22 protein-coding genes and 2 pseudogenes are annotated in these 23262 nt (G+C 60.2%); 14 read left to right on the forward strand and 10 right to left on the reverse strand.

What is annotated here, in order from left to right; all coding sequences use genetic code 11:
• Nucleotides 1-26: 26 nt before the first annotated feature.
• A pseudogene (locus ACTIEN_RS14790) lies at nucleotides 27-876 on the forward strand (integrase); the annotation flags it as partial.
• 48 nt (nucleotides 877-924) lie between these two features.
• Here the strand turns inward: ACTIEN_RS14790 and repC are convergent.
• From repC to ACTIEN_RS14810, 4 genes are all read right to left on the reverse strand, one after another.
• Nucleotides 925-2208 carry a plasmid replication protein RepC gene (gene repC, locus ACTIEN_RS14795; protein WP_439523965.1) on the reverse strand — a complete coding sequence of 428 codons (1284 nt, stop codon included), beginning with the start codon at nucleotides 2206-2208 and terminating at the stop codon, nucleotides 925-927.
• A 252-nt stretch (nucleotides 2209-2460) separates the two neighbouring features.
• The gene (repB, locus tag ACTIEN_RS14800) at nucleotides 2461-3408 is read right to left on the reverse strand and encodes a plasmid partitioning protein RepB (protein ID WP_439523919.1); all 948 of its coding nucleotides are present in this window, start codon (nucleotides 3406-3408) and stop codon (nucleotides 2461-2463) included.
• 23 nt (nucleotides 3409-3431) lie between these two features.
• A complete protein-coding gene (gene repA / locus ACTIEN_RS14805; protein ID WP_439523920.1) occupies nucleotides 3432-4616 on the reverse strand; it encodes a plasmid partitioning protein RepA in 1185 nt (394 codons plus the stop codon).
• Between the two features lie 917 nt (nucleotides 4617-5533).
• On the reverse strand, nucleotides 5534-7585 hold the full coding sequence (locus ACTIEN_RS14810) for a TonB-dependent receptor domain-containing protein (RefSeq protein WP_439523921.1): 2052 nt from the start codon (nucleotides 7583-7585) through the stop codon (nucleotides 5534-5536).
• Between the two features lie 201 nt (nucleotides 7586-7786).
• Between ACTIEN_RS14810 and ACTIEN_RS14815 the strand changes: the two genes are divergently transcribed.
• The 12 genes from ACTIEN_RS14815 to ACTIEN_RS14870 all read left to right on the forward strand — a co-directional run bounded on the left by ACTIEN_RS14815 (nucleotide 7787) and on the right by ACTIEN_RS14870 (nucleotide 16056).
• Nucleotides 7787-8839: a hemin-degrading factor gene (locus ACTIEN_RS14815; RefSeq protein ID WP_439523922.1), complete on the forward strand. Its 1053-nt coding sequence runs from the start codon at nucleotides 7787-7789 to the stop codon at nucleotides 8837-8839.
• On the forward strand, nucleotides 8836-9732 hold the full coding sequence (locus ACTIEN_RS14820; protein WP_439523923.1) for a heme/hemin ABC transporter substrate-binding protein: 897 nt from the start codon (nucleotides 8836-8838) through the stop codon (nucleotides 9730-9732). Before ACTIEN_RS14815 ends, ACTIEN_RS14820 begins: the two co-directional genes overlap by 4 nt.
• A gap of 4 nt (nucleotides 9733-9736) precedes the next feature.
• On the forward strand, nucleotides 9737-10804 hold the full coding sequence (locus ACTIEN_RS14825) for a FecCD family ABC transporter permease (protein WP_439523924.1): 1068 nt from the start codon (nucleotides 9737-9739) through the stop codon (nucleotides 10802-10804).
• Entirely contained in the window at nucleotides 10801-11583 is a 783-nt protein-coding gene (locus ACTIEN_RS14830; protein WP_439523925.1) for a heme ABC transporter ATP-binding protein, read from the forward strand. Before ACTIEN_RS14825 ends, ACTIEN_RS14830 begins: the two co-directional genes overlap by 4 nt.
• 11 nt (nucleotides 11584-11594) lie before the next feature.
• On the forward strand, nucleotides 11595-12344 hold the full coding sequence (locus ACTIEN_RS14835; RefSeq protein ID WP_439523926.1) for a ChaN family lipoprotein: 750 nt from the start codon (nucleotides 11595-11597) through the stop codon (nucleotides 12342-12344).
• 11 nt (nucleotides 12345-12355) lie between these two features.
• Nucleotides 12356-12682, forward strand: a complete 327-nt coding sequence (locus tag ACTIEN_RS14840; protein WP_439523927.1) for an antibiotic biosynthesis monooxygenase family protein — start codon at nucleotides 12356-12358, stop codon at nucleotides 12680-12682.
• On the forward strand, nucleotides 12679-13047 hold the full coding sequence (locus ACTIEN_RS14845) for a glyoxalase superfamily protein (RefSeq protein WP_439523928.1): 369 nt from the start codon (nucleotides 12679-12681) through the stop codon (nucleotides 13045-13047). The genes ACTIEN_RS14840 and ACTIEN_RS14845 overlap by 4 nt, the downstream gene beginning before the upstream one ends.
• A gap of 224 nt (nucleotides 13048-13271) precedes the next feature.
• Nucleotides 13272-13706: a hypothetical protein gene (locus tag ACTIEN_RS14850; RefSeq protein WP_439523929.1), complete on the forward strand. Its 435-nt coding sequence runs from the start codon at nucleotides 13272-13274 to the stop codon at nucleotides 13704-13706.
• A complete protein-coding gene (locus ACTIEN_RS14855; protein ID WP_439523930.1) occupies nucleotides 13703-14353 on the forward strand; it encodes a MotA/TolQ/ExbB proton channel family protein in 651 nt (216 codons plus the stop codon). The genes ACTIEN_RS14850 and ACTIEN_RS14855 overlap by 4 nt, the downstream gene beginning before the upstream one ends.
• Complete coding sequence (locus ACTIEN_RS14860) at nucleotides 14346-14726, forward strand: ExbD/TolR family protein (RefSeq protein ID WP_439523931.1); 381 nt, start codon at nucleotides 14346-14348, stop codon at nucleotides 14724-14726. Before ACTIEN_RS14855 ends, ACTIEN_RS14860 begins: the two co-directional genes overlap by 8 nt.
• Nucleotides 14723-15109: an ExbD/TolR family protein gene (locus tag ACTIEN_RS14865; RefSeq protein ID WP_439523932.1), complete on the forward strand. Its 387-nt coding sequence runs from the start codon at nucleotides 14723-14725 to the stop codon at nucleotides 15107-15109. Before ACTIEN_RS14860 ends, ACTIEN_RS14865 begins: the two co-directional genes overlap by 4 nt.
• A complete protein-coding gene (locus tag ACTIEN_RS14870) occupies nucleotides 15106-16056 on the forward strand; it encodes a TonB family protein (protein WP_439523933.1) in 951 nt (316 codons plus the stop codon). The genes ACTIEN_RS14865 and ACTIEN_RS14870 overlap by 4 nt, the downstream gene beginning before the upstream one ends.
• Nucleotides 16057-16227: 171 nt before the next feature.
• Here the strand turns inward: ACTIEN_RS14870 and ACTIEN_RS14875 are convergent, their stop codons facing one another.
• From ACTIEN_RS14875 to ACTIEN_RS14885, 3 genes are read right to left on the reverse strand one after another with little or no spacing between them, the layout of a single operon-like run.
• The gene (locus ACTIEN_RS14875; protein ID WP_439523934.1) at nucleotides 16228-17016 is read right to left on the reverse strand and encodes a metal ABC transporter permease; all 789 of its coding nucleotides are present in this window, start codon (nucleotides 17014-17016) and stop codon (nucleotides 16228-16230) included.
• Entirely contained in the window at nucleotides 17016-17783 is a 768-nt protein-coding gene (locus ACTIEN_RS14880; RefSeq protein WP_439523935.1) for an ATP-binding cassette domain-containing protein, read from the reverse strand. Before ACTIEN_RS14880 ends, ACTIEN_RS14875 begins: the two co-directional genes overlap by 1 nt.
• Nucleotides 17780-18298, reverse strand: a complete 519-nt coding sequence (locus ACTIEN_RS14885) for a transcriptional repressor (protein WP_439523936.1) — start codon at nucleotides 18296-18298, stop codon at nucleotides 17780-17782. Before ACTIEN_RS14885 ends, ACTIEN_RS14880 begins: the two co-directional genes overlap by 4 nt.
• Before the next feature lie 56 nt (nucleotides 18299-18354).
• Here ACTIEN_RS14885 and ACTIEN_RS14890 point away from each other — a divergent pair, with 56 nt between their 5' ends.
• A complete protein-coding gene (locus ACTIEN_RS14890; RefSeq protein WP_439523937.1) occupies nucleotides 18355-19374 on the forward strand; it encodes a zinc ABC transporter substrate-binding protein in 1020 nt (339 codons plus the stop codon).
• 123 nt (nucleotides 19375-19497) lie between these two features.
• On the opposite strand, the gene ACTIEN_RS14895 is transcribed toward ACTIEN_RS14890, so the two are convergent.
• The 3 genes and pseudogenes from ACTIEN_RS14895 to ACTIEN_RS14905 all read right to left on the reverse strand — a co-directional run.
• Nucleotides 19498-20820, reverse strand: coding sequence for a ferredoxin reductase family protein (locus ACTIEN_RS14895; protein WP_439523938.1), 1323 nt, complete (start codon nucleotides 20818-20820; stop codon nucleotides 19498-19500).
• Nucleotides 20821-20895: 75 nt separating this feature from the next.
• A complete protein-coding gene (locus ACTIEN_RS14900) occupies nucleotides 20896-22710 on the reverse strand; it encodes a PHA/PHB synthase family protein (RefSeq protein WP_439523939.1) in 1815 nt (604 codons plus the stop codon).
• A pseudogene (locus tag ACTIEN_RS14905) lies at nucleotides 22707-23262 on the reverse strand (ATP-dependent zinc metalloprotease FtsH); the annotation flags it as partial. The pseudogene ACTIEN_RS14905 and the gene ACTIEN_RS14900, both read right to left, overlap by 4 nt.

Here is a 23262-nt window from a genome sequence, read left to right on the forward strand (position 1 = left end):
AGACCGATCGAGAGGAAAGCGACGGCATCGCCCTGCCCACCCATGTCGCTGGTTCCGGCAACCTTGATCGTCTGGTCGACACCGCTCGCGACTACGCGCGCGCCGCGGCCTCCGACAACACGTTCAAGGCCGACGCGAAAGACTGGGCCTATTTCGCGCGCTGGTGCCGGATGAGGGGGGTGGAGCCCCTGCCCCCCTCGGCCGAGATGATCGGTCTTTACCTCGCCGATCTCGCCTCCGGGTCGAGCCTCTCCACTTCGTAGTCCGCGCCCGGACCGCAGTCGGCGACCCGCCCCCTGTCCGTCAGCACGATCGAGCGTCGCATCTCGGGACTCGCCTGGAACTATGCGCAGCGCGGGTTTACCCTTGATCGTAAGAACCGCGACATCGCGACAGTGTTCGCCGGGATCAAGCGCAAGCACGCGCGTCCACCGGTGCAGAAAGAAGCGATCCTAGCCGAAGACATCCTCGCGATGGTTGCCACCCTGCCCTTCGACCTGCGCGGGCTGCGGGATCGTGCGATCCTGTTGGTCGGCTATGCCGGGGGCCTCCGGCGCTCGGAAATTGTCAGCCTCGACGTTCACAAGGACGACACGCCGGCCTCCGGCGGTTGGATCGAGATCTTCGACAAGGGCGCCCTGCTGACGCTGAACGCCAAGACCGGCTGGCGCGAAGTCGAGATTGGCCGCGGTTCCTCGGACCAGACCTGCCCTGTGCATGCGCTCGAACAATGGCTGCACTTCGGACGCATCGACTTCAGTCCGGTCTTTTGTCGGCACCTCACGCGATGGCAAACGTGCGCTGGAATCGCGCCTCAACGACAAACACGTTGCGCGCCTGATCAAGCGCACCGATTTGGACGCGGGCATTCGGTCATTTAACAGCGATATCTTAAATTGCAAACGGCTCTGAGAGAAAAATGCCTCAGGCCGTCTGCCTGCTCAAGCAACCATAGAAGCTGCGCTCAAGGTGTAACTCCCCTGCCCCGGCTTTTGTAACCATTCCGTGCAGATAACCGCTTGGTGACGTCACCTCTCCGGCGACATTTTTTTCAAAGACCAACGCAAAGGCTGCCGTGGCCATCTGTTTGCCCAATCGGTCCTGCGCCACGTTCCAGGCATGTTCCGAGACCCCGATCATTGGTCGCAGTTTGCCTGCAACCCGATGTAGTTCACCCCAATCGTTCAGGAATCCACCCATATTGCGTGCCCAAGATGCGAACTCTGGACAAGCTTGCATGATTGTTGGCAGATCGAGTGCGATTTGTTTTTTGCGGACTTTGGTTCCCCAGACTTTCAGCTCTCTATCTACTCGCTCTTCGGGTGGAGTGTTGCGGAGCAGAGCTGTCGTCTCTTCCTCTTCAGAGTCGTTACCAATTACAAGATTAAGTTGTTTTGTAATTAGTATATGAGGTCCAGAATTGGCCTGCTTGGGGTTCATTTCTTGTGTCTGCCTAGCCAATTGTTCGGTGCCCTCACCGATGTTATCCACAGGGGCCGGACCGGTATTTGCCTTGAGATATGCGGTCTCTACGCGCTCCTGAAGTTCCTTGAACCAGGACAGAACGCGTTCGAGCAACTCTGATGCCTCATTGCGGCGTGGTAGCCGGTTCAGGAGTTCATTGAAGATGTTCGTGAACTCTGCCCACGGCCCGCGCAGCGCGCCGTTGAGAGCGGCGTCGATCCGGGCACGGATCATCCGGCGTGCAACTGTGATCTGCCGTTTGAGGCGTTGGCAGAGCTCACGCTCGGCACGCAAGTTGACGTGCAGTTCTTCAAACTCTTCAACGCGCGCCGACAAAGGTGACAGATCGAAGCCATAGGCCTCGACAATTGCTCCCTCCGCATTCCTGCGCCCCCAGCGCTTACCGTTCGGGCTGTCCTTGAAGGAAATCACTCCGATCTCGGCCAGGCGCCGGGCATGGCGCTTGAGGGCCGACAGCGAAAAGCCTGTCTGCTCCATGAGGTAAGCGTTCGACGCCCAAACGATCGGGCGCTGCCCTTCGTCCCAATCCTGGGTCTGCGTAAAGGCCCCTAGAGTATCGAGGAGCATCATATCTCCAGCCTTGAGGCCGATATGTGCTCCCACACGCTTGAGCGCGACGTAGGCCCGTGATTTGGGAACTCCAACCCGTTCACCGGCTTGGGCAAGCTGTTCTGCAGCTCCAAGACCGGGTGTGGGCTTACGCCAACCCGAAGAATGTTTCAATTTAGACATACCTCTCTCGTTCTGAGGCATGCCTGACTCAGCCGCTCCATGCAGAGCATCGCGAATTTTTTTCATTCCTGTTTCAGCAGACAAAGAGATCCCGTGCGCTCAGAAGCGTTTTTTCTTGTGCGGCGTTTCTTTGGGTGCTAGATTCCAGGTGTCTAATCTAAGAATTGCGCTTAGCGCAGCAGCCCTCGAAGCTCCGGTTTCGGGGGTTTTTCTTTGTTCGCCATTCCTCCTTTCTGCTCGTCCTCAGTTGTCATCCGCCGAGTTTACATCTGTAAATTCGGCATGGGATCTCTTTATGATCTCTGCGAGATTGTCTTCGAGCCAGGTTGCAAACTCTGCGCTTGCTCCTGACTTCTTCACCGACAGAGACAAAGTTCCGCGTCCGGCTTTGATGGTAACGCCTTCGATGGGTGTGATCTCTCGAGAGCCGCCGGGTGCCTTGGCACCACGTTTGGTTGCTTCCTTGATCAGCGTTTCCAGACGCTCATCAGAATTCAACGACGCACTGATCTTGGCCAGTATGTCGAGAGCAACTTTTTCAGTCAGCTTCTTCGTTCGAAACAGTTCCGCCAAATCCGTCCATTTTGGACGCCCCGATTTTGGTGCTGCGCCAATAAAGTCACCAATCTTGGATGGGACGTTTTGTGTCACCTTGCTAAGATGTGAATGCCCTGATGCGGAAAGATTAAGAACCTTTCGTACTGTGGCTCCGTCATGTCCCGCTGATTGGATGGCTTCTGCGAAGCGCGCTTTCTCGTAGAACGACAGGTTGCGACGGGCCGCATTTTCCAGCCCTTTCGCCAACAAGGCCGTAGCATCGTCGATATCCTGAACGTTTGCGCGAACTTTCAATCCAAGTTCACGACATGCCTTCAATCGGCGTCGTCCGTAGATAGCCTCATAGCGCCCTTCAGCAGTCTTGGACCGCCTGACAAGAATGGGGACTTGCTGACCACCTTCGCGGATACTGTTTTTCAGAACTTCGAAGTTCTCATCATCGTCTTCGGCGTTTACAGCTGTAAATTCTTCAAGGCGGTCCACCGGACCCCAGTCGTCGATCAGATTTGGGTCGATTTCCCGAATGGACGCAAGAGATCCCTGCAACGCCCCCAAGGCCGGAGCGCTGGCCTTGGGGTGCTTTTCTGAAGGCGTTCCACCCGAGCGCGCAATTGTGTTTGCAATCCCGGACATGTCGCTAAGTGACTTCCTTGCCATTACCTGCGCCCCCAGGACTGCTGAACCATCGTTTCAACTTCTTGCCCAACCGCATCCATCGACCCTTTCGCGCGATCATAAGTGGCGCGAGTCATTTCAGACCGGACCACCTCGTAAATCGACTGCTTGAGCATGGTCGCATCGCTTATGGCTGTGCTCTTGAGCGCTGTCGCTGACATGACCCGATCTTGAAACAGCGCACGCATGAAAGACGTCAATTGCTGTGACGGCACATCCGTAGGCTCGTCCCGCGTGATCAAGAACTTGAAATGATCATATTGAAGAGTTGCGCCAGCATCCTCGATCACTTCCATGTACGCCCCGGCAAGTTCAAGAAACTGCGCGGTCGAGGAAACGTCCAACATCGAAGGCGTCAAAGGGACAATCAGGGAACTGGCGGCGGCCATGCCGGCGATCGTAAGAAAGCCAAGCTGTGGCGGGCTATCCATGAGCACGAGATCAAAATTGTCTTCAACTTGCGTCAATGCGTTCCGAATGCGGGTGAAGAAGGGTTGCTCCGGGTTCGAGTGAACGGCCGACTCCGTTTCAAATTCAGACAGCATCAAGCGCGAAGGCGCGATGGAAAGTCCCGGAAAGTAAGTTGGGACAACAACGTCGGCCATTTTAACGGGATCATCATAACGGATCGCGTCATAAACAGTCAGACCATCAAACTGAATCTCAGGGCTGATTCCACACATCGAAGTCAGCGATCCCTGCGGATCCAAATCGACAACCAAGACCCGATACCCTCGCAAGGCAAAGTAGTGTGCGAGGTGAACGCTCGTCGTGCTCTTGCTCGATCCACCTTTGAAGTTCATCAGTTGCCAAATTTGAAGTTTTTCCTCACCTGAACGGCGGGGCAGGTAGCGACGCTTCGTCCTCGATGTCTTTTCCAGAACTTCGCGGGCATTCCAGATGTCTTGAGCGGTGTAGTAGCGCCGTCCCCCGCGAATGTCGTCCGGTTCGGGGATTGTTCCCTCAGAATGTACCTTCCGCATGAACTGTCCGGATACACCTAGAAGCTCGGCAGCTTCAGGCGCCGAAAAAGAGCGTAGCGTTTTCGTATTGTCTGGGGCAAAAGCGGAAAGTAGATGTTCCCTGATTGCAGCGTTGAGCCGTTCGGAAATCTCCGTCGCCAGAGCAGAAGGACGCTCATTTGACAAGGGTGTCACGGGAATCATGTGGTTGCCTCAATTTCGAAAATGTAGCTGTTTTTGCGCCACTTGGGGACAAAAGCCGTGATTCATGGGTCTAAGTCAAGAAATTTCCTTTATTTAGTGTCTAACTTGGCCTGTAGAGACTATATCGACGAACAAGGCTGGGCTGAAGTTTACAGCTGTAAACCTGCTGTCGAAGGTGAGTCCCGAAAACCTCTTGCAGCAAACGTCGCTCTTTGAGCCAGGTTTTGAAATCAAATATCAGGTTCGCGATGTGGCCCTTGCTTGTGGCGGATACGAAGTAGGCATTGCCGAGGCGCTTGGCCAAAGTTTTTCCGTCGATTGAGTTCCGAAGGTGGTCACCCTGTATCTGAACACTACCAAGGCACACCAAAGAGAACCGAAGATGGAGCGTCGCGGAGGAGGGCAGGGGGCAAAGATCGAGACAGCCTTTGTGCACGCAATGCACCGCAATGATTCGTGATGGTCGTTCAGGCATAGTCGAGTTGTCTGATTGTCCTGCAAGTGCTCTGGCCGACCGGAAGTTCCAGACCGCAAAAGGCCGTCGACACAGACCTGCGACGGCGTTGACACTATAATTTCCGGTCAAAAACTGCTGACCACACAGGTCTCGCAAACCCGTCTAACGGAGCCAAACCGAACCCTAAAGCTGCAACACAATTGTCCGGCGTGCCGTTCGGAAGGAAAGGGAGGCTCGAAAATGGTCAAGGCGCTTGTTCTCAAAGATAAAGTAAAAATGACACTTTGGGACGTTCCTCTGCAAGAAACGCTCGGCTCCAACGACGTTCGGGTAGCGACCCGTATAGTTGGGGTCTGAAGATTGGCGACCGTGCATGGATGTTTGACACCCGAGGTCGTCCACCAAACTGAGTTCATTGAGTGTTCCTCTAGGCCGGGACCATTGGCCCCGGCCGCCTGTTTCAGAACGATTTGGTCAGGGACACCTTGAAGGTCCGGCCCGGAGATTTCCGGCTGGGAGACGATAGATGTCCAACGTAATCCGCGTCCAGCACGTTCTCGACGCCAAACCGGACTTCGGTGCCGTCAAGCCAGCCTTGCTCGGGGCGCAGGGTGGCGCGCAGGTTGTGGATGGTGCTGTTTGAAAGGTCGCCGCCAAGTGCATCGCGGCGGTCAGCAGCGTGGACGATTTCCCAGCTCAGGTCCACACGGTCATCCCATTTCTTGCCCATGGTCAATTGGACCCGGTCGGCGGGGCTGTTGCGCCATGTCGTGTTTGTGCCATCCGGATTGTACTCGGTGCTTTCGCCCAGATGACCAGCCAGATCGAGGTAAAGACCACTCTCCATGCCATAAGACGCTTCCAGCTCGAATCCGTTCGATTCGACATGGTCCAGGTCCGAGGTGGTCGATCCCGACGCGGTGTAGCTGGTGATATCCCACAGTTTCGTCTGATAGAAATTGCCGCGAATGGTGAAGGTATCGCCTTGCGCGAAGACATCTGTGCCGGTGTATTCAGCGCCCAGTTCCAGGGTCTGGGATTTTTCGGTCATCATCAGACGTCGCTGCGACGTGGCGCTGGCGGCCAGATCGTCGATGATCGGAAGACCCTCGGTATAGGCGGCGCTGCCAAAGGCCGACAACCCGTTGCCGAAATCATAGGCCAGGGCCAGTCCACCCATGAGCGCGTCGGTTTCATAGCTGTTTGGCACACCGGCCAAAGGTTCGGAGCTTTCGATGGTCGATGTTTCGTACCGCAGCGCAGGCGTGACAGTGATCTGACCGATGGTCATTTCATTCACGACGAAGGCGGCGAACCGGCGGTCGGTGCCACCCGGCGCGCTGCTGGCGTTAAGACGTTCCTTGCGGATCGCCTCGACCCCGGCCAGCATGTCGTGTTCGACTGTCCCGGTCGCGAACAACGCCCGGTTCGACAGGGTGAGCTTGGTCGTCTCATAACGATTGTCGGCGCAAATCACACCGAAGAACGGGTTGGCACAAAAGGCATCCAGCGGATCTCCGGCCTGAAACGGCGAACTGCCGTCGATATAGGTCGCATCGATCCGCTGATCCGCGTGGGACAGGTTTGCCCGCAGGTCGATCAGGTCGCTTGCCGGGTTGAAGCGATATTCCAGCGTCGTCTGGGTGGTGTCCGTCACCCGGTCAACCCGACCAAAGCTGCCTGCGGTTGTCTCGAACTGGTCGTAGGGTACGTCCTTGTCGTCGGCCAGCGTGTTGGAATGGCCAAGCGTCAACGAATGCGCGCCATCCTGACCAAAGGTGAATTTGCCCTTGGCAAGGTAGGACGGTGTGCGGAACGAACTGTTGCCGATGGTGTCGCCGTCACCGTCTGTCAGATCGTCCTGGTCGCGCAGGGTATAGTTCATCAGAAACTCCGCCCCTTGGGTCGGCATCCAGGCAAGGTTGGTGGAACTGGCCCAGCCATCGCCGTTGGAGCTGTATTCCAGCGTCTGTGACCCGCCAAAGCCCGGCACGCCGCCGGTGAAATCCGACGCGTTCTTGGTTTCCATCTTGACGACGCCGCCGACGATCCCGGACCCATAGGCGAAACTGCCAATTGTCCCGCGCAGAACCTCGACCTCGCGGTACAGCAGCGGATCGGTGAATAGCTGGGTTCCGATGCGGTAGAGTTCTTCGGACCCAACCGATGCGCCGTCGATCTGAACCGCGATTTTCTGGTCGGTTCCATAAGTCGTGTTGGCGCCGAACCCGCGAATGTTGATCCCCGAACCCTGTGGCGTGGTGCCGTTGACCAGCGTCACGCCGGGGACAGAGTCGATCAACTGTGCAACCGTGCTGGCCTGACGGTCCTGAATTTCTTCTTCCCCGACAACGGTACGGGCCAACGCGGTGCCGAAGCTCAGATCGCGTTTGCCGCCGGTCAGGATCAGGGTACCCAGAAAGCCGGGGGTTTCGGTATTCTGCGCCGAGGCCGGTACGGCCAGTGACAGGCAGACAAGCGCGGTTGTCCCGCGCAAAAGGGGGGTGAGCATATGCGCCATCCTTCATGTGTTTCTAGCCGTAGCTTGCGAAAGGCTGGCGCGGCGGATTTGGTGACTTGACGATAAATCTTATCGCAATGGGTTGCAGCGTTAAGGGTATCAGACTAAAACAGTCAAGTAAATTAAGACAGCCACGCACCGTTTCCCTCCGGGCGCAGCCATCGGATCAAACCAACATTCCGAGGATGCCCCATGACCGAGCAGACAGCTCTGACTTCACAAGAGATCCGCGCCTATCAGGAGGAAAACCCCAAGATGCGCGCCCGCGATGCGGCGGAGGCGCTTGGCATTTCAGAGGCGCAACTGGTGGCCGCCGGCATCGGCCACGGTGCCACCCGAATCGACGCTCATCCCGACCGCATCATCCCCACCGCCGAGCGTTTCGGAGAGGTGATGGCGCTGACGCGGGTGGACGCCTGTGTGCATGAAAAGGTCGGCGCATATGGCAATTACCATTCCGGTGAACATGCCGCGATGACCCTGACCGAAAATATCGACCTGCGCATCTTTCCGTCCCAATGGGTCCATGCCTATGCGGTCGAAACCGAGTCCGAGCAGGGACCGCGTCGTTCGTTGCAAATCTTCGATGCGGCGGGCGATGCGGTCCATAAAATCCATCTCCGTGACGCGTCCAACCATGATGTCTGGGAAAAAGAACTGGCGGGTCTGGCGCTGGACGATCAGACTGACACGATTGCGGTTGACCCTCGCAAACCGACCGAGGCGGCGAAATCGCGTGCCGACAAGGTGGACGTCCTGCGCGAGGAATGGTCCAGACTGACCGACACGCACCAGTTCCTGCGGCTGTGTTCCAAGCTCAAGATGAACCGTCTCGGCGCCTACCGCATCGCTGGCACTCCGTTTGTGCGCAGGCTTGATCCGGGCGCGGTCGATGCGATGCTCTGCGCGGTGCAGGAGACGGGGATCGAGGTGATGATCTTTGTCGGCAATCGCGGCTGTATCCAGATCCACACCGGGCCGGTTCACACGCTGCGTCCGATGGGGCCGTGGCAGAACGTGATGGATCCGGGTTTCAACCTGCATCTTCGGCTCGACAAGGTGGCAGAGGTCTGGGCGGTCGAAAAACCCAGCCAGCGCGGGCCCGCCGTGTCGGTCGAAGCGTTCGATGCGGAAGGCGGGCTGATCTTCCAGGTGTTCGGCGTCGGCAAGGAAGGTCGCGATTCCCGGCCCGACTGGGCGCGGATCGTCGCGTCTTTGCCCGCAGTTGAAGGAGTGGCGGCATGATCCGCAAACGCGATGGCTTTGCCGTCTTCACCGGCATCTGGACTGCGCTTTTTGGTGCATTTGTCGCCATTACCGTCAGCGCGCAACAAGCGGCGCAACCGGACAATCCCAATGCCGATGTTTTGTCCATCGGCGGGTCGGTGACGGAAATCGTCGTCGCTCTTGGCCAACAGCATCGGCTCAAGGCGCGGGACACCACATCGTCCTATCCGGCAGGTGTGACGAACCTGCCCGATGTGGGCTACATGCGCGCGCTTTCACCCGAAGGCGTGTTGTCGGTTGGACCGTCCTTGATCCTTTCGGAGGAAGGCGCGGGCCCGCCCGAGGCGCTGGACGTGATCCGCGCCGCAGACATCGGCTTTGTCGAGGTGCCGGGCGCCCTGACAGCCGAAGGCATCCTGCGCAAGATCGCCATCATCGGCGAGGCGCTTGATGCACAGGATCAGGCGGAGACGCTGTCCGCCGAGGTGGAGGCCGATCTCGCCAAGGCGCTGGCTGACGCTGACCGCCCCGAGGCCGACAAGAAACGCGTGCTGTTTGTCCTCTCGACGCAGGGTGGCAAGATCAACGCCTCCGGCACAGGTACGGCCGCGGATGCGCTGATCCGCATGGCGGGTGGCGTGAACGCGATTTCCGATTTTAAGGGCTACAAGCAGATCACCGACGAGGCGGTCGGGATGGCCGCGCCGGATGTCATCCTGATGATGGACCGGGGTGGTGATCACGGCGCGGGGGATGACGAACTTTTTGCCATGCCCGCCGTGCGGCTGACACCGGCGGCACAGACACGGTCTTCGGTGCGTATGGACGGTCTTCTGATGCTGGGTTTCGGTCCGCGCACCGCGCAGGCCATCCAAATGCTCAACGACGCCTTGTACGGGCAGGGGGCCTGATCCCTTGGTCGCTCTTTCGGACATCGCCGCGCCGCCGCGCGACCGGCTGGCCCTTGCGCGCACGCTGCATTGGGGGCTTGCCGCCGCGTTGCTGATGGCGGCGGCGGCCAGCCTTCAGGTCGGCGCGTCGGATGTGACCCTGTCGGCGCTGCTGGGCAAGCTCGTCTCGGGCGAGGCACTGAGTCAGATGGAAAGGGTGGTGCTGTTCGACATCCGCCTGCCACGTCTGGCGATGGGTGTGCTGGTCGGCGCTGCGCTTGCAGTGTCGGGGGCGGCGATGCAGGGGTTGTTTCGCAATCCGCTGGCCGATCCGGGGATCGTCGGCGTCGGGGCAGGGGCCGGATTGGGAGCGATACTGGCAATCGTTCTGGGCGGGATGCTGCCTGTCTGGGTGATTGACCGGGTGGGCAATCAATTGACCCCCTTCGCCGCGTTTCTGGGCGGCTGGGGATCGACGATTCTGCTCTACCGTGTCTCGACCCGGCATGGGCGCACCTCTGTGGCCACCATGCTGCTGGCGGGGATCGCGCTTGGAGCGCTGGCCGGGGCGCTTTCTGGGATTCTTGTGTATATCGCTGATGACCGGCAATTGCGCGATCTCACCTTTTGGGGGCTTGGATCGCTGGCCGGGGCAAGCTGGTCCAAGGTGCTGGCTGCCGGACCGATGATCCTTTTGTCCATCGGTGTCGCGCTGATGCTGGGGCGCAGCCTTAACGGACTGGCTCTGGGCGAGGCGACGGCGGCGCATATCGGCATCGACGTGCAGAGGATGAAATCCATCGCCATTCTGGCGGTTGCCGGTGCGACAGGCGCGGCTGTCGCGGTGTCGGGCGGGATCGGGTTCATCGGCATCGTCGTGCCGCATCTGCTGCGGCTGGCCTCGGGGCCGGATCACCGCACCCTGTTGCTCAATTCCGCGCTTCTTGGTGCGACCTTGCTGATCCTCGCGGATGTGATCGCCCGTGTCGTCATCGCACCCGCCGAACTGCCCATTGGCATCGTGACAGCGGTGCTGGGCGCGCCGGTGTTCCTGTGGATTCTTCTCAAACGCCGGGGGCTGGTGGAACTGTGAGCCTTGTCGCCGAAAATATCCGCGTTTCCTATGGCCGCCGCGACGCGTTGCGCGGCGTCAGCCTGACGGCACAGCCGGGTGACGTGACCGCCATCGTCGGTCCAAATGGCTCGGGCAAATCCACGCTTCTGGGGGCGATCACCGCATCGCTTCCCTATCGTGGACGCGTATGCCTGAACGGAGAGGACATTCAGACGCTCAAGCCTTGGCAATTGGCGGCACAGCGTGCGGTGTTGCCGCAAGCCTCGCGGCTGGCCTTTCCCTTCTCGGTGATCGAGGTGGTTCGCCTTGGCCTGCAAACGGGCACGGCGGGGGATCGGCCAGAGGTGCCGATGCAGGCGTTGGCGCGGGTCGGTCTGGCGGGCTATGCCGACCGCACCTTTCAGGAACTGTCCGGCGGTGAGGCACAGCGCGTCATGTTGGCGCGCGTGCTGGCGCAGGTCTGGGCACCAGTCGAGGACGGACAGCCGCGCTGGCTGTTGCTGGACGAGCCGGTTTCCAGCCTCGATATTGCGCATCAGTTGCAGGTGATGGAGATCGCGCGCGATTTCGCACGGCAGGGTGGCGGGGTGATCGCCGTCATGCACGACCTCAACCTGACCGCGCTTTTTGCCGACCAAGTTGCGGTTCTGGCCGATGGCGCATGCCTTGCCTTCGGCACGCCGCAAGAGGTGTTGACCGACGGCACCCTGTCACATGCCTATGGCTGCGCATTGCGCGTATCGGCCCCGCCGCCTAGAAATATCCCCTATATCCTGCCGCACGCGGCTTCCGCCTGAAAGGACTTCTCATGCGCCTTGCCGCCCTGTTCCTCTGCTTTGCCAGCACCGCGCTGGCCGACCCATCCGCCGACATCGTCATTCTTGGCGAAGTGCATGACAATGCCGACGCCCATCTGGGTCAGGCTGAAGCCCTTGCCGCGCTGCGTCCGACCGCCGTCGTCTTCGAGATGCTGACGGCCGAGGACGGCCAAAGGGCCGATGCCGCGCGCGACAAGGTTGGCAAGATCTGGGAAAGTGGAAGCTGGCCGGATTATGCGCTGTACGAACCGATCTTCGATGCCCTGGGGCAGGCGCGCATCATCGGTGCCGCCGCGCCGCGTGACACGATCTCGGCTGTTTACGGTGAGGGTGCTGCCGCCCTCTTCGGACCGGATGCGCCGCGCTTCGGGCTTGACCTGCCGCTGCCCGCAGACCAGCAGGCTGCGCGCGAGACGATGCAGTTCGAGGCCCATTGCCAGGCCATGCCGATCGAAACGATGGGCGGCATGGTCGATGTGCAGCGCTACCGTGATGCGGTGTTCGCCCGTGCCGCGTTGTCCGCGCTCGAGCTCTACGGCCCTCCCGTGGCGGTGATTGCCGGGAATGGCCACGCCCGCACCGATTGGGGTATTCCCGCGATAATCGCGCGAGCCGCGCCGGATGTGACCACCCATGCCATCGGCTTTGTCGAAGGTGCCACCGACATTCCCTTTGACGAGACCCGTTTCGTCCCACCTGCCGAGCGTGACGACCCCTGCTTGTCCCTGACATTCAACTGAGGAGACCCGCCATGTATCTTGCAATGAACCGTTTTACCGTTCCGCTGGAAAACGCTGCCGAATTCGAGGAGCTTTGGCTGTCGCGCGAAAGCCGTCTTCAGGACATGGACGGCTTTGTGTCGTTCCACATGCTCAAGGGCCCCGAAGAGGACGGGCGCGTGCTTTATGCTTCGCACACTGTCTGGGACTCCGAAGAAAAGTTCCGCGCCTGGACCACCAGCGAGGAATTCCGCGCCTCCCACGCCCGCGCGGGGCAAAGCCGCAAGCTGCACGAAGGAGTGCCGCGTTTTGAAGGTTTCCAGTCGATTCAGGCAATCGACGCGTTGCAACCGGCGTGACCCCGACAGTCACCCGCACCGCGCCGATCTTTCGCAGTTTCGACGAAACCAAGGCGCGGGCGTTCTATATCGACTGGCTGGGATTCACATGGGAAGGCGAGCACCGCTTTGACCCCGGCGCGCCGCTTTACGCCTTCTTGCGGCTTGGTGAGTTTCACCTGCACCTGAGCGAACATCACGGCGATGCGACGCCCGGATCAACTGCGATGGTCTATCTGGACGGGTTGCGCGACTGGCACGCATCCTTGCCGCATAACCCGAATATGCGGCCGGGGTTGGAAACGCTGCCCTGGGGATTGCAGATGCAGGTGACGGACCCGTTCGGCAACCGTTTGCGGTTTCTGGATCAAAGTGGAGGCTCTTGACCCGCTTTTGTAAACTGGACTCTACGCCAGGCTGATCCTGACCAACTGACTAACTGATCGACATACTGTCGTGATTGTCGAAGCGGCTGCCCATCAGACCCGACGAAAAAGCAGACTGATTTAATCAGGTATTGAAGCCTTGCCTCCTGCGTGGTAGCAGAACGCTATCCAGCAAGGGCGCATCCCCAGCCAGATGACCATTCGTGACATCGGAGGCTGGAGTCATGCTTGCACTTCAAAGACAATTTTTGCCGATCTGCATGGCGGCTTTGCTGGCGGGAACGTCGGGCGACGCGCAAGATGTTCAGGGCGCGCATATGTCCATAGAACTCAACGCGCTTGAACCGGTCGAGCATGCCTGCCGCATCAGTTTCTTGATCCAGAATGGCCATGCGAGCGATATCGAGGCGGCTGTCTTTGAGACAGTGCTCTTTGATACCGAGGGACGGGTGAACCGGCTGACACTGTTCGATTTCGGCACGCTGCCTGCCGCGCGTCCGCGTGTCCGCCAATTCGTCGTGCCCGGACTTGCCTGCTCATCACTTGGACGACTGCTGGTCAATGGGGCCGAGACCTGTACCGGGGAAGGTTTGCCCGCCGACGCCTGCACGCGCGATCTCGAACTGCGCAGCCGGACGGATGTGGAGGTGGTGGGATGATCGCCACGCTTCGTGATGCCATCCTGCATATCGCCGATCTGGGCGGCCCGGTCGTTCTTCTGTTGGGCGCGCTTTCGGTGCTTGTTCTGGCGGTGATCCTCTACAAGCTTTGGCAATTCACCGTGGTTGGAGTCGGTCGGCACAAGGCGCTTCGGCAGGCGATCCACGCTTGGGACACCGGCGACCGGACCACTGCGCGTCGATACTTGGGACAATCGCACAGCTATCTTGTGCCCGTCGTCACCATGGCGATCGACGGGCAGAACGATCCTGCCCGACTCGAGGCAGAGGCCGAAATGCGCTTTGCCAGACTGGAAAGCGGTTTTCGACTGCTTGAATCCGTGGCGCAGCTTGCGCCGCTCTTGGGTCTGTTCGGCACGGTGCTTGGCATGATTTCGGCGTTTCAAGCGCTGCAAGAGGCGGGCGCGCAGGTTGACCCGTCGATCCTTGCGGGTGGCATCTGGGTGGCGCTGTTGACCACGGCGGTAGGGCTTGCGGTTGCAATGCCAACCTCGGTTGTGCTCAGCTGGCTTGAGGCGCGCATGGATGGCGACCGTGTTCTGGCGCAGTCGGCGCTACGGACGATCCTGTCGCCCGAAGGTCGAGCAAGCGGCGTCATGCCCGCAGCAGAGCCGGTTCATGCGTAAGCGGCATCATCGTCGTCGGCTGTCAATGACGTCGTTGATTGACGTGATCTTCTTGCTGTTGTTGTTCTTTATGCTCTCATCGACCTTTACGCGCTTTGCCGAGGTCGATCTTGCTTCGGTCGGTGCGGGCAGCAGTCAGTCGTTTGACACGCCCGTTTTCCTGTCCCTCGCGGTTGACAGATTGCGCGTAAATGGAACCGAAGCCGCGTTTTCGGGCCTTTCGGAAGCCCTGAACCCGCTACGCCGCGGAGACGCAAGACTGACTGTGTTGATTGCACCACAAACGGATGTGACGGCACAACGACTGACCGATCTGCTGGCCGCCTTGCGAAAGCTTCCCGATCTCAGCGTCACCGTGCTGGAGGCGACATGAAACGCCTGATCCGAAAAAAGGAGAGCGAACCGACGATTGCGCTGATCAATATCGTGTTCCTGATGCTAATCTTTTTTCTGGTTGCAGGCACGCTTGCCGCACCGCTTGACCCTGAATTGAAGCTGGTCAGCACCGCCGAGATCGAAGGTACGGCCCCTGCGGATGCGCTGGTCGTGCATGCGGATGGACGTATGACGCGACAGGGCGTGCCGATGGCCACGGCGGCCGAGTTCGTTCAGACGCTGCCACCTGAAAGCCGCGAGCGGGTGCGCGTCATACCCGACCGGGATCTACCGGCGGGGACGCTGGTGGCCCTTGGCCGCGCGCTGCGAGAAGCTGGGGCGACAGTCGTTGCCATCGTCACCGAGAGAGGGCTGCAATGACCCGCTTCGCCAGCACCGCCAAGATCGTCGCGCTGTCGATCGCCATTGTGACACATGGGGCCTTTGCTCTGGCTCTTGTCGTTTCCGATGAGGCTCTTATCGAAGGGGCGGGCGGCGCCTCTGAAGTGCGCCTGGGAAGCGGGTTTCGGAACATGGCGGCGGGCACACTGACAGCCGAACATGCGGACAGGGTCGACCCAGAAACGTCAAGCGAGACCATGCGACCAGAAGAGCCCGAGCGCGCCCCGCAGCCGTTCTTGGAGACGCCAATTCCCGCAATGCCCCCCGTGCCAATCGAGGGTGTAGAAGCCGAATTGGCGGCGCGCTCTGTCCCGGACGTGCCGGATGGGACGCTGGCTGCTGAACGTCCTCAACCCGTACTGAAGGAAACGGCAAGACCCCGCACCGTTGCCGCAAAGCCGGATCGATTGGAAGGCGAAGACCCGCTAACCACGACGGTCACGCGGTCGCTGCGACCAATGCCGCGCAGCGCCGAATTCGTCGAGGCTCATAAACCAGCCATTGTGACCAAGCCGACGCTACGGAAACCCGAGGCAAAGGCGTCCCACCCAAAGGCAAATCAAGGCAATGCCGAGAAGAGCGCCCGCGCAGGAGAGGCGACCGGCACACGCGATGCCACAGCGCGCCAAAGTGGATCTGGCGGTCAAAAGCAGGTTGCCGGAAACGCCGCAGTCAGCAATTATCCCGGACTGGTCATGCGCAGGCTGTCCCGCGCCGGCAAACCACGCGTCACTGCGCGCGGTGCGGCGATGGTGTCCTTTACCATTGGCAGCACCGGCGGCCTGGACTCGGTCTCGCTGGCGCGCAGTTCAGGGTCTGCTGCGCTCGATCAGGCAGCGGTGCGGCTGGTGCGGGGTGCGGGGCCGTTCCCGAAACCGCCACAAGGCGCAAGGCGCAGCTTCGCCATTGAGATCAGGGGTGGCTAAAGTGACCCGCAATGAGACAGAACATCGAACTGTGCAGTCTGCACCTTCGTCATGGCGATGGGGTAGGGATGACGAATGCACCGCCAGATACCGCAAGGTCAGTTCAAGGAAAACCGCGGCGACAAGAACCCATCACAGAGGGGCAGGGGGCCCAAGAGGGGTCTGCAGACCTTAGGCGCGCATCCCCCTGAGAACGCTTGTTGCCAGAAATATGAGGGCGGCAACGCAGACAATGGAGGGTCCGGCCGGTGTGTCCAGCGCGTAGGCGGCCCGCAATCCGATTAGTGCCGATCCGCCACCGATCACAGCGGCTGTCACCGCCATCTCTTCGGGCGTGCGCGACACAGGGCGCGCTGCGGCGGCAGGGATGATCAGCATCGCCGCGATCAGCAAAACGCCGACAACCTTGATCGCGACGGCGACAGTGATGGCCAGTGCCAAGGTCAGGACAAGCTGCTCGCGCCGCGGGTCAATGCCGCTGGCATAGGCAAGCTCTTCGCTGAGCGTCGCAGTCAGCAGCGCGGACCAGCGCCAGCCGATCAGCCCGACAACCAGCGCGGCACCCCCCCAGATTACAGCCAGATCGCCGCGCGACACAGAGAGTATGTCTCCAAACAGATACGCCATCAGGTCAATCCGGATACCTGACAGGAACGAAACGGCCACCAGCCCAAAGGCCAGAGCCGAATGGGCGAGAACGCCCAGCAAAGTGTCCATCGCGTAGCCGCGACCTGTCAGCAGGGTTACGATGAGGGCCATGGTCAAAGCGACTGCTACTGCGCCGGCAAATATCGAGACATTCAAAGCCAGTGACAGTGCCACCCCAAGGATCGCGGCATGGGCGGTCGCGTCTCCGAAGTAGGCCATGCGCCTCCAGACCACAAAACTGCCCAGGGGTGCGGCGGCACAGGCAACACCAACACCTGCCAGCGTTGCACGGGTCATGAAATCGTCCAGCATTATTCTGCCGCCTTGGTCTTGGTATGATGAGAATGCCCATGATCGTGATCGCAGGTTTCGTCATGTGCGTGATCATGGTCGTGGCGGTAAAGTGCAAGCGCCCCGCCTGTTCCGGTCCCGAAGAGCGCACGATATTCCGGCGCAGCCGAGACGATTTCGGGCGTACCTTCGCAACAGACATGCCCGTTCAGACAGATCACCCGGTCAGACGCACTCATCACAACGTGCAATTCGTGACTGATCATCAGGACGGCGCAGCCGGTGTCTCTGCGCACCTCTTCGATCTGGCGATAAAAAGCTGCAGAACCAGGCTGATCAAGGCCTTGGGTTGCCTCGTCCAGAAGCAGGATTTCGGGGTCATTTATCAACGCGCGTGCCAGTAAAACGCGCTGCATCTGACCGCCGGACAGGCCGGACATCTGGCGTCCTGACAGGTCCGGCACACCTGCGCGTGCCAGCGCGCGCTTACATGCGCTATGTGCAACGCCGCCCGGAAGGCGCAAGAACCTTTCAACGGTGATTGGCAAGGTGGGGTCGATGTGCAGTTTTTGCGGGACGTATCCGATGCGCAGACCGGGTTTGTGTGTAATCCGCCCGGATTCGGGTCGCACCGCGCCGATCAAGGACCGCAAGAGCGTCGTCTTTCCGGACCCGTTCGGGCCGACAATGGTCACGATTTCTCCGGGCTCGATGGCGAGTGACACATGCGCCAACACCGTGTCAGCGCCGTAGCCAACGCTGATGTCTTCAACGGTGACAAGGCTCATGGTGCGGCCTTCTCTGCGCAGGTCGGGCATAGACCGACCGCTTCCACCAAGGTTCGTTCGATCTGGAACCCGGCTGCGCGTGCTGCATCTCCGAGACTGTCGCGTGCAGGTGCCGATTGCGCTTCTGCAACGGAGTCGCAGGCTCTGCAGATCATGAATGCAGGGGAATGATTGGCTCCGGGATGGGCGCAGGCAACAAAAGCGTTCAACCGCTCGATCTTGTGTGCGAAGCCGTTGGCCACAAGGAACTCCAGCGCACGATAGGCAACAGGGGGTTGCGACCCGAAGCCCGCGTCGCGCAGCCGGTCAAGCATCTCGTAAGCACCAAGTGCGCGATGTTCCTGCAACAGGATCTCAAGCGCCTTGTGCCGGACTGGTGTGAAGCGAAGCCCGTTGCTTGCGCAATGCGACTCGGCCGCCGCCACTGCGGTATTGATACAGTCCGCATGGTTGTGCTTGTCGAACCCGACTGTGTCTGACGGCAGTTCATGGTCTGTCTGTGACCCACTTGTCATGTTATTACATTTCCTGTATCCGACATGTAACGTTATAAAATCACATGGAGTAGAAAATGTCCAGAAACCTCGCATCCTTGTCTCTTGCGGCCTCGCTCCTGGCAGGGACGGCTCTCGCGGATGTGCCGAATGTGGCGGTCGATATCACGCCAGTGCATTCACTCGTGGCGCGCGTCATGGCAGGAGTGGGGGAGCCGTCGCTCATCATCGCGCAGGGTGCAAGCCCGCATGAGTACAGCCTTCGTCCGTCTGAGGCCGGGGCTTTGCAAGAGGCGGATCTGGTGTTTTGGATCGGTCCGGATCTGACCCCTTGGCTGGAAGATGCAATCGAAACGCTGGCTGGTGATGCGACTTTAATCGAGCTGATGGAAGCCGAGGGCACCACGGAACTGCCGTCGCGTGAAAATGCGCTTTTCATGGCGCATCTTCACGGAGAAGAGGACCATGCCGCGGACCATGAAGACCATGATCACGACGAGCATTCACACGACGGAGATAACGATGAGCATTCAGAACACGCGGACCACGCCGACGAACAGGCGGCGCATGACGGCCATGACCACGGCGACCATGACCCACATGCATGGTTGTCTCCGGACAACGGGGCGGTTTGGCTGAACGCGATCGCCGCCGCGCTGTCGGCGGCCGATCCGGAAAATGCCGGATCATATTATTCAAATGCCGCAGCAGGGCGTGATGAACTTACGAGCCTGCGCAACGAGATCAACGGCATACTGGATCCCGTGCGTGAGGAAAGGTTCATCGTTTTCCACGATGCCTATCAGTATTTCGAGGCCGCTTTCGACTTCCCTGCGTCCGGCGCGATCTCGGTCTCTGATGCGACCGATCCCAGCCCGGCGCGCATCGCTGAAATCCAGTCACTGGTCGCGGATCAGAACATCACATGCGCCATGTCAGAACCGCAGTTCGATCCGGGGATTGTGGCCTCGGTCATGGATGGCTCAGAAGTACGCACAGGAATAATGGACCCTCTTGGCTCCGACCTCGAACCAGGTGCAGACCTTTACCCCCAACTCTTGCGCAATCTTGCCACCTCGCTGGCGGGATGCCTCTGAACGGTCAGTTCTTCCCCGCTGTGGTGATTCAGGGCCGCTGCGGGGACAGCCTTGCAAAGAGGGAACGTCAGCGAAGTCGCAAATTTCAGCAATCCGGACTTGATGGGCCATGACGCAGGCGGTTTAGTCGTAAACGAACTGTTCCGACAGGATGCGCGAGGCCGGAACGCCGAGGCCAATCAGCGTTGCTTTCACACTGGTGAGCATGGGCGGGGGACCACAGAGGATATAGAGCCAGTTGCGCCGCGACTTGGTTCCGAAATGCCGCTCCAGGAGAGTCGCGTCAATCATGCCGGTGTCACCGGTCCAGCCTTTCTTGGTTTCGGACAGGACATGTATCACCTCGGTGCCGTGGGCTTCGGCAAGGTTTTGCAATTCTTCGCGGCATACGATCTGCGCCTCGGTCCGGTTGCCGTAAAGCAACGCGGTGGGCCTTGGATCCGCAGTGACGGCGAGTTCCCGCAAGATGCCGATGAGAGGCGCAATTCCGACACCTCCAGCGATCAACGCGATGCCGGGTGCATCATCATGGCCTTCATGCGTCAGGTGACCATGCGGGCCGTCCATCCAGGCCCGAGTGCCGGGCCGGACTTGCCCGATGGTGTTGGTAAAATCGCCCAGTTCCTTGATGATGAATTCCACGTCGCGCCCGGCCGAGGGGGCGGAACTGATCGAAAACGGGTTCTCATTAAGGCTGAAGACTCCTTTTCCGATATTGAGCCACGCGAATTGTCCCGCCTTGTACTCAACCCGACCCTCAAAGTCGGGGTTAAGCGTGACAGTCCATGTGCGTTCCGCTGCGGGAGTGACCGAAGTCACGCGCCACGGTCTGCGCCACCGGAACAATGGCGCAACAAGATAGACATACAGCAACGACCCGACGGCGAGCGCCAAAAATGCGATCCAGACCCAGCCCAGTAGCGGGTCGGCACTGTAGCGCCCCGCGCGCAGAACATGCAGTAAACCGAACGCTGCAACCAGAACGGCGCCCAGCCCGTGCAGCAGCCGCCAATGCTCATAGCGCGCACCGCTCACGTCGCGGGCAATGGCCATTGCCACCAATCCACCCAGCAGCAGCCAAGCGATGATCCCGGGCCAGAGTCCCGCCCAATCATAGTTTAGCGCGGTTTGGCTCGTCACATCCCAAACCGGCGGCGGCGTCATTGGCGAGACATAGAGAAACGGATGTACCAGCACGAGCACCAGCGCAGTGCGTGCGAGGAGTTGATGGGCGCGCATGACGACATCTGATCCCGCGCGCCGCGTCACGCTTCGGAATCGTCCAATCAGGAAAAACTCGGCCAGGATCACGGCAAACGCGACGAACCCCGCGCCACTGGCAAGGTCGTCAACAAGCGGGCGAGAGGGAAGACCCTGCGCCCATGCGAGAGTGAGCGGCAGAAGCACGACGACGAGGTAGAGAGGAATGAGGGCGGGCACAGGCATGGCGCGGCTCCGGGCTCTTTGTTGGTCGGTCTCGGGTGATCTTGGCGAAAAGGAGTGTCGGACTTGGCTTCACAGTCACACTTGGTGAATATACGTTCCGGGCGCAGTCCCGAGGGCGGGATAATCTGGATGTGCGTCGGGCGGCGGCACCGCTCCGCTACTGTTTTTTGACAGCCAGCCAGCCCATTCAGTCCACCAGGATCCGGGCTGAGGATCATGCGCTGCCAGCCAGGTATCAGGGTCGCGGTAATGCGCCCCCGCCCGGCGATGACCAAGTCTGTAATGGCGGCCCTTATGTCCCGGCTCAGACAGGATGCCGCTGTTGTGGCCCCCCTTGGTCAAGAGAAAATGCATGTCGCAATCGGTAAACAGGGCGGTCTTGTAGACCGAGCGCCAAGGGGCGATGTGATCGGACTCGGTGCCTACCACGAAGATCGGCACGGAAATGTCCTTGAGCGCGATAACTCGGCCCTCAACCGAGAAACGCCCCGCTGAAATTCGATTTTCAAGGAAGACACCGCGCAAGTACTCCGAATGCATCCGCGCGGGCATCCGGGTGGTGTCATTGACCCAAACGGTGACATCTGTGGGCAGGTCGGGCTCGCCAAGGAAATATCGGCGCACCGCGCGCGACCAGATCAGATCCTCAGACCGGATCGCGGCAAAGGCCCCAGCCATCTGCGGTCGGTCCAGATAGCCTTGCGACCACATCAGGTCCTCCAGAAAGGCGACCTGACTCTCGTCGAGAAACAGCAGCAATTCACCCGCCTCGGCAAAATCCACCTGCGCCGCCATCAACGTGACCGACGCGAGCCGGTCGTCGCCATCGCGCGCCATCGCCGCCGCCGCGATGGCCAGCATTGTGCCACCCAGACAATAGCCGTTGGCATGCACCTTCTGCCCCGGCACAATCGCATTTATGGCGTCGAGCGCCTGCATGATGCCCTGTTTGCGGTAATTTTCCAGCGACAGTTCCGCATGCTCGGCGCCCGGATTGAGCCACGAAATGCAGAACACCGTAAAGCCCTGACTCACCAACCAGCGGATGAAGGAATTTTCTGGCGAGAGATCGAGAATGTAGTATTTCATGATCCAGGCAGGCACGATCAGCACCGGTTCGGCTTGGACCTCTGCCGTCGTGGGGGAATACTGGATCAGCTCCATCAGATCGTTGCGCCACACCACCTTGCCCGGTGTCGAAGCCAGCACCTTGCCGAGCGCGAAAGCATCGGGCACAGGTCGGTGTTCCTGCGCAAGGATGCGGCGCGCGTCATCGGCGTGAAGCAGCGCTCCGTCGATCAGATTGCGCCCACCCGTCGCCCGGGTCTTTTCAAGGATCTCCGGATTGCCGAGCGGGAAATTCGACGGCGAGACCGTGTCGAGGATCTGGCGCATCATGAATCCAGCCCGATCCGCGTTCTGTCGGCGCAATCCGCGCAATTCCGAGGTGGCGGCATGCCACCAATCCTGCGTGGCAAGAAACCCCTGCTGCCAAAGCGCGAAGGGTGCCTTGTTCCATCCCTCATGCGTCCAGCGCGTGTCGTAGTGGCCCGGTTGAAAGGGTTTTTCCGGGTTCTGGCCAGCCATCTTCGCCGTCGCATACTGGGCCAATTTCAGTCCGTTTGCCTGTGCCCGTTCAACCAGTTCCAATTGCCGTCCCGGTGCGCGGCTCAGGTGCATCGCCCAATCGCTCCAGGCATCGATTATCGCATGTGGCGACAGCCCGCCGGTAAACCGCGCCAAGCTCGCCAGTGTGCCCCGGTCGAGCGCGGCGTGGCGATGCGACGCTGGTAAGGTTGGGATGACCCCGGCGGGCAATTTCGGCGCACTCTCAGGAACCTTTGGCGCGGGTCGAGAGCGGGCTGGTTGACGAGAGGGCTTACGGGTCATGCGGCGGTCGCCTCTGCTGGTTTGAGTGGGGCGAAATCGGCTGGCGTGATCGTCTCGCGTTCCAGCAATAGCCGCGCCCCGGCCTCAAGATCGTCGTGGTTGGCGCGCAAGAGACCGACCGCGCGATCATAGGCTGCTCGGAGCAGGTCACGCACCGCAAGATCAACCTCGCGTGCGGTGGTCTCTGAATGGTTCCGCGGCGAAAAGCTGAGCTTGTCCTCGCCCAGATACCCGCCGCGATCTTGCTCAAGTACCGCTTGGCCCAACGTCTCGTCCATCCCGAAACGTGTCACGATCTGGCGCGCGATATCGGTGGCACGCACCAGATCGTCCGCGGCACCGGTGGACCATTCGGCAAAGCGGATCTGTTCCGCTGCGCGACCTGCCAGCAACATGACCATGCGGTTTTCAAGCTCTGACCGGGTGATCAGGAACCGGTCCTCGGTGGGGCGTGTCAGCGTATATCCCAAGGCTCCGATGGTGCGCGGGATGATCGACACCTTGTGTACGGGATCGGCACCGGGCAGGCGCGCGGCGGCCAAGGCATGACCC

Origin of the sequence: Marivita sp. (assembly GCF_051859345.1) — a bacterium.
Classification (GTDB): Bacteria; Pseudomonadota; Alphaproteobacteria; order Rhodobacterales; family Rhodobacteraceae; genus Marivita.

Bases quoted from the DNA above. Each gene is read 5' to 3' on its own strand.
- repB (WP_439523919.1), bottom strand. From the start codon at position 3,408: ATGTCCGGGATTGCAAACACAATTGCGCGCTCGGGTGGAACGCCTTCA.
- repA (WP_439523920.1), bottom strand. From the start codon at position 4,616: ATGATTCCCGTGACACCCTTGTCAAATGAGCGTCCTTCTGCTCTGGCG.
- ACTIEN_RS14810 (WP_439523921.1), bottom strand. From the start codon at position 7,585: ATGCTCACCCCCCTTTTGCGCGGGACAACCGCGCTTGTCTGCCTGTCA.
- ACTIEN_RS14815 (WP_439523922.1), top strand. From the start codon at position 7,787: ATGACCGAGCAGACAGCTCTGACTTCACAAGAGATCCGCGCCTATCAG.
- ACTIEN_RS14820 (WP_439523923.1), top strand. From the start codon at position 8,836: ATGATCCGCAAACGCGATGGCTTTGCCGTCTTCACCGGCATCTGGACT.
- ACTIEN_RS14835 (WP_439523926.1), top strand. From the start codon at position 11,595: ATGCGCCTTGCCGCCCTGTTCCTCTGCTTTGCCAGCACCGCGCTGGCC.
- ACTIEN_RS14840 (WP_439523927.1), top strand. From the start codon at position 12,356: ATGTATCTTGCAATGAACCGTTTTACCGTTCCGCTGGAAAACGCTGCC.
- ACTIEN_RS14850 (WP_439523929.1), top strand. From the start codon at position 13,272: ATGCTTGCACTTCAAAGACAATTTTTGCCGATCTGCATGGCGGCTTTG.
- ACTIEN_RS14855 (WP_439523930.1), top strand. From the start codon at position 13,703: ATGATCGCCACGCTTCGTGATGCCATCCTGCATATCGCCGATCTGGGC.
- ACTIEN_RS14860 (WP_439523931.1), top strand. From the start codon at position 14,346: ATGCGTAAGCGGCATCATCGTCGTCGGCTGTCAATGACGTCGTTGATT.
- ACTIEN_RS14865 (WP_439523932.1), top strand. From the start codon at position 14,723: ATGAAACGCCTGATCCGAAAAAAGGAGAGCGAACCGACGATTGCGCTG.
- ACTIEN_RS14870 (WP_439523933.1), top strand. From the start codon at position 15,106: ATGACCCGCTTCGCCAGCACCGCCAAGATCGTCGCGCTGTCGATCGCC.
- ACTIEN_RS14875 (WP_439523934.1), bottom strand. From the start codon at position 17,016: ATGCTGGACGATTTCATGACCCGTGCAACGCTGGCAGGTGTTGGTGTT.
- ACTIEN_RS14880 (WP_439523935.1), bottom strand. From the start codon at position 17,783: ATGAGCCTTGTCACCGTTGAAGACATCAGCGTTGGCTACGGCGCTGAC.
- ACTIEN_RS14885 (WP_439523936.1), bottom strand. From the start codon at position 18,298: ATGACAAGTGGGTCACAGACAGACCATGAACTGCCGTCAGACACAGTC.
- ACTIEN_RS14890 (WP_439523937.1), top strand. From the start codon at position 18,355: ATGTCCAGAAACCTCGCATCCTTGTCTCTTGCGGCCTCGCTCCTGGCA.
- ACTIEN_RS14895 (WP_439523938.1), bottom strand. From the start codon at position 20,820: ATGCCTGTGCCCGCCCTCATTCCTCTCTACCTCGTCGTCGTGCTTCTG.
- ACTIEN_RS14900 (WP_439523939.1), bottom strand. From the start codon at position 22,710: ATGACCCGTAAGCCCTCTCGTCAACCAGCCCGCTCTCGACCCGCGCCA.